The sequence below is a fragment of the Pseudoalteromonas sp. S3260 genome (assembly GCF_005886925.1).
In the GTDB taxonomy this organism is placed as follows: domain Bacteria; phylum Pseudomonadota; class Gammaproteobacteria; order Enterobacterales; family Alteromonadaceae; genus Pseudoalteromonas; species Pseudoalteromonas tetraodonis.
In genome coordinates this window covers 1-4,816 of record NZ_PNCV01000084.1, presented here as the reverse complement: position 1 = coordinate 4,816, position 4,816 = coordinate 1, and the positions used below count along the sequence as shown (strand labels likewise).

General features: G+C 40.0%; 3 protein-coding genes and 1 pseudogene. 2 read left to right on the top strand and 2 right to left on the bottom strand.

Going from position 1 to position 4,816, the window contains the following annotated elements; all coding sequences use genetic code 11:
* Nucleotides 1-189: 189 nt before the first annotated feature.
* Nucleotides 190-1,707, top strand: coding sequence for a S10 family peptidase (locus tag CWC14_RS14295; protein WP_138563516.1), 1,518 nt, complete (start codon nt 190-192; stop codon nt 1,705-1,707).
* A gap of 48 nt (nt 1,708-1,755) precedes the next feature.
* Here the strand turns inward: CWC14_RS14295 and CWC14_RS14290 are convergent.
* Nucleotides 1,756-2,447: pseudogene (locus CWC14_RS14290) on the bottom strand (START domain-containing protein).
* A complete protein-coding gene (locus CWC14_RS14285; RefSeq protein ID WP_138563514.1) occupies nt 2,447-3,967 on the bottom strand; it encodes a CYTH and CHAD domain-containing protein in 1,521 nt (506 codons plus the stop codon). Before CWC14_RS14285 ends, CWC14_RS14290 begins: the two are co-directional and overlap by 1 nt.
* Before the next feature lie 212 nt (nt 3,968-4,179).
* Here CWC14_RS14285 and CWC14_RS14280 point away from each other — a divergent pair, with 212 nt between their 5' ends.
* Nucleotides 4,180-4,785 (top strand): TIGR04211 family SH3 domain-containing protein, encoded by a 606-nt coding sequence (locus CWC14_RS14280; protein ID WP_138563512.1) that lies wholly within the window; start codon nt 4,180-4,182, stop codon nt 4,783-4,785.
* Nucleotides 4,786-4,816 lie beyond the last annotated feature (31 nt).

Here is a 4,816-nt window from a genome sequence, read left to right as displayed (position 1 = left end):
AATCAAGATACATCTAAGTCAGCAAGTATGGCGAGGAAAAAGAAAATGGCAGGGCTAGACGATGATTACCGCTCAACCCTGCTAGAGTCTGGGATTAAAATGCGCTAGCCGTGGCAGCTAGTCTCAATACTTTTGTTTTTTACTCAAATATCGCTATAACTGCAGTACATAAAATAAAAAGGGTCACTTATGAAATTTAGTCGAAGTCTATTTTTACCCATTGCCGCTATTGCGCTCACCCTAAGTAGCGCCTCGTTTGCCGATAATCAACGTCGTATTGATATTGACAGTAAAGTGGTTACCCAGCACAAAGCAAAAATAAATAATGAACGATTTTCTTACACAGTAGCAACTGGCACACAACCGGTATGGGATGACAAGGGAGACGCCATCGCAACCCTTCAATACACTTACTACACGCGCGATAAGGTCGATGATAGAACAAAGCGCCCATTACTTATTTCATTTAATGGTGGCCCAGGCTCAGCGTCAGTTTGGATGCATTTAGCATACACCGGCCCACGCGTTTTAAAAATTGACGACGAAGGCTACCCTATTCAACCTTACGGTGTTAAAGATAATCCTTACTCGGTTTTAGACGTAGCCGACATTGTTTACGTAAACCCTGTAAACACGGGTTATTCGCGTGTCGTTGAAGATAAAGATGGTAACCTTCTACCAAAGGATAAACAAAAAGAGTTATTTTTTGGTGTGAATGCCGATATAAAATATCTAGCAGAGTGGCTTAATACTTTTGTATCTCGCAATGAACGCTGGCGCTCTCCTAAATTTTTAATTGGTGAAAGCTATGGTACCACTCGTGTATCAGGCTTAGCGCATGAGCTACAAAATAGTCAATGGATGTACATTAACGGTGTTGTACTCGTTTCACCTACCGATATTGGTATTAAGCGCGATGGTCCTGTAAAAGCCGCTAACCGCCTACCTTATTTTGCAGCCACAGCATGGTACCACAAGGCATTAAGCGCTGATTTACAAGCTAAAGACTTAGACGAGCTATTACCTGAAGTGGAACAGTTTACCGTTAATGAGCTCATTCCCGCGCTTGCAAAAGGCGGATTTATTGCCCCAGATGAAAAACGTCGTATTATTAAAAAAATGGCCAAATATGCAGGTCTATCTGAAACATTTGTTAGTCAAAACAATTTAGATATTCCAACACAGTTTTTTTGGAAAGAGTTATTGCGTGAACGCGGACAAATGGTTGGTCGACTGGATTCGCGCTATTTAGGCATAGATAAACGCGATACCGGTGAGTCACCAGATTACTGGGCAGAGCTTACATCATGGCTGCACTCTTTCACTCCTGCAATTAACTATTATCTTCGTGAAGAGCTTAATTACAAAACCGATATCAAATATAACTTATTTGGTAACGTTCACCCATGGGACAGAAGCGGAAACAATACCGGTGAAAATTTGCGTTTAGCTATGGCTCAAAACCCTTATTTAAATGTGATGGTTCAGGCGGGTTATTTTGACGGTGCAACCAATTACTTTGATGCCAAGTACACCATGTGGCAATTAGATCCAAGTGGTAAAATGCAAGATAGGTTAAGCTTTAAAGGCTACCGCAGTGGCCATATGATGTACTTACGCCACGCAGATTTAGAAAGCTCTAATAACGATTTACGCGAGTTTATAAAACAGTCTTTACCCAAAGACGGTGAATCCGCTAAATACTAATTAGCTTATATCCACTTAAAAAAGTGACCACTTAGGTCACTTTTTTGCTTATAACCGCGGCAATTCGCCATGTGTGCAATCCCCAGTACGGATGACGGTTGGCTTTGCTGTGTACTGCTTTGTCGTGAGTATTTCAGCTAGATTTATTAGCGTGTTAAAGGTGCTTTTTAGAGCGACTCGGTTATTTAGCCAATTGGGTATACTTCCGCCTGGTAACGCATAAACCTGATAGTCAATATGCAAGTTATTCGCTTGCTGAGTCAGTAACCACGTCGCATCTAATGTGCTTATTCTTACTACCCCTTTAGTTTGAGGTAAAAAATCAGGACGGGCATGAATACTAAGTTGAGTTTGCAACGCGCTGCGTTTCGTATAGCACGAATACGTGACTAAATCTCTATTTGCAACGGGCCAAGGGGAGTCAATAAAGCTGTAAACAAGGTTTTCTGAGGGGCTTAAATATTTCAGTAATTTTACTTTAGCAATATTTTCTATCCAGCGGGGAGCAGCATCGGTATCACTGAATAAGGCGATTAAATCTTCTGCTGTGGTATTTTCACCACCGTTTCAGCTTTCATTTTCAAGGTATCGTCAGTTAAACGCTGAAAATAAACACTTACCCCTTGTTTGCTTTCGTAAAGTTGCCAAGATGGCTGTGAACACACATTGGTAGCAAAACACAAAAGTGAAAAAATCATGCACTTTTGCAGCAAAGTCCGGCTACAAAAGTGCTTAGCCATTAAAGCCAATAAGGTTCTGTATCAAATGAAGCATGTCGACTTTGCTCCATGGCACTGACTAAAAAGTCAGATTTTTGCTCTAACCATAGTTGTATTTTTGCTAGTTGAGCATCTTCTTGCCCGCCACACAGCTGTTTTAAATAATCAAGCGTGCTTAACTCATACATGCCATGAGAAATATCGAGCCAAGGAAGCCTAAATTCTAATCGTTCATCTTTATTAAACAGTGCACCTAAACAGTTACCACTGAGTAAGCTATTTTCTAACTGAGTACGAAAATTTAAATAATCATTGCCCGCTAAACTTTGCTCTTTAGGCAATAAGCGGTGTAAATTTTTCCAATCTTTATCAAATAAACGATGAGCAATATCAATAACGGGCTGCTCAGCGTTTTGTAGCTCTGCTTGGCTCCAGTCTTTACGCCACTGCTTATTTATCAGCCACGTTGTTAAGCTCAGCAATAAACGGTTGTAGCGTGCACTATGAAAAAGCGCAAAAATATCATCAATACTCGGTTGTAACTCTTTTAAATCGTTAATAACTTGAGCTAAGGCGGGCGCACTGTTTATTTTTTTATAAAAAGCATGGCGCTTAGAAGTATAAGTTTTTAACTGAATGGCATTTTCAACCCATGCTAATTCACTCAATAACCACTTTAGCTCCGTTCTGAGGTGCTCGGTACTGTCTTTACTAACAATATCATCAAATAACCAAAAGTTGTGGCGAATTAAGCTAATGCCGTCGGTTACACGTTTTAATGTTTTTAAACTTGGCTTATCGAAATAGCATTGCTCGTGTTTTTGCACAAAGCGAATACCAAAGCCCATAGCTTCAATAAGGGCTTGCTCTTGAGTGGCTTGCTTATTAAGTTTCACAAAACCGATAGATTTACTCGGTTGAAGCGGCGTGTCATCCGCAAGGCGGTAGCCTCTTGCTGCTTTTGAATAGAGCCCTAAACGAATGCTGTTTTGGCTCACTAATATATCTGCAAAAGCAAATAGCTCGTCTCGGCTACCTTCAACCAGCTCGATTTCAAGCTCGCTGATGATCTCTACCTTACCTGACGCAGCAATTTCACCTTTATCTAATACCACTTCAATTTTGGCACCATTTTGCGTTTCAATTAACCACGTACGGCGGATAAAATTAGTACTAAATATAGGGTAGAGGTTTTGTGATATAACATCAATTTGCATGCCATGAGGCCAAATTGATGAATCAAACGCCATTAAATTAGGTCGATTTGTTTCTATGGGAAGGTTATATTCTGGACGTTGATGTAATCCCCCCACCACGTCTCCTGCAAGCTTAATTGTTTGCTCACAGCGCTCGTCTGTACAACGCGTTCTAAAGCCAATATCGAGTGCTCTCAGCTCTCTGCTTGGTGTATCATAATAAGCATTTTGCAAACTTTTAGAAGGTTTGTTTGTGACTTTTTTTGCAAATTGAGTAATTAGTGAGGGGATCAGTGGAATGACGTCATCTGATACCAAAAACTTCAGTTCTATCTCAGTATCCATTAGGCTTGCGGATTACCCTTAAAATTAATAAGTGCTCAAAATAAACAAAGCAGACCTATATTGCAAATTTTTTAGTCATAAACACGCAAGCAAAATGCTTTGGTTACAATATCTATCTTGCTATTAAACTATTAAATCCATACTATCTATATACTTATGCGAAATAAAAATCACGTTCACAACAGACACTGCTAGATTAACAAGGTAGATAAATGCTAAAACACTGTTTACTATGGCTGCTTTTAACAGCCGCCCCGTTTATGAGCCAAGCAGAGGAAGCTCAATCAACGCCGCCTACTAATGCTAAAACAGCTTATATAATCGATAACTTGTATACTTTTATGCGTTCAGGCGCCAGTAAAGACTATCGCTTACTCGGTTCTATTGATGCAGGCACGCAACTGACTTTATTATCTGATGAACAAAACGGTTTTATAAAAGTTAAAGATGATAAAGACCGTGAAGGCTGGGTAGAGGCTAAATTCATCAGCGAATCAGCTGGTTTAAAGCAGCAGTATCAAGCGCTTAACAGCGAAATTAGCGCTATGCAAAATAAATTACGCCAAGCGCAAGTAGAATTACCTGAACTACAAGAACAAAACTCACAGCTAACCGAACAAAATGCTCAGCTGTTAGCACAAATAAATCAATTACAAGACTCGCTTGCTCAAGAACAACAATTAAAGCAAGCAACCAGTGCTAAAGAAAAGCGTCAGCTACTCACTTATGGTGGTGCTATTGCATTTTTAGGTTTGTTCTTAGGAATTATTTTAACTATTGTGTTATCGCGCAGAAAACGCTATGAAGGTTGGGCGTAAGCGCCACCTATATTGCAGGCATAAAAAAAGC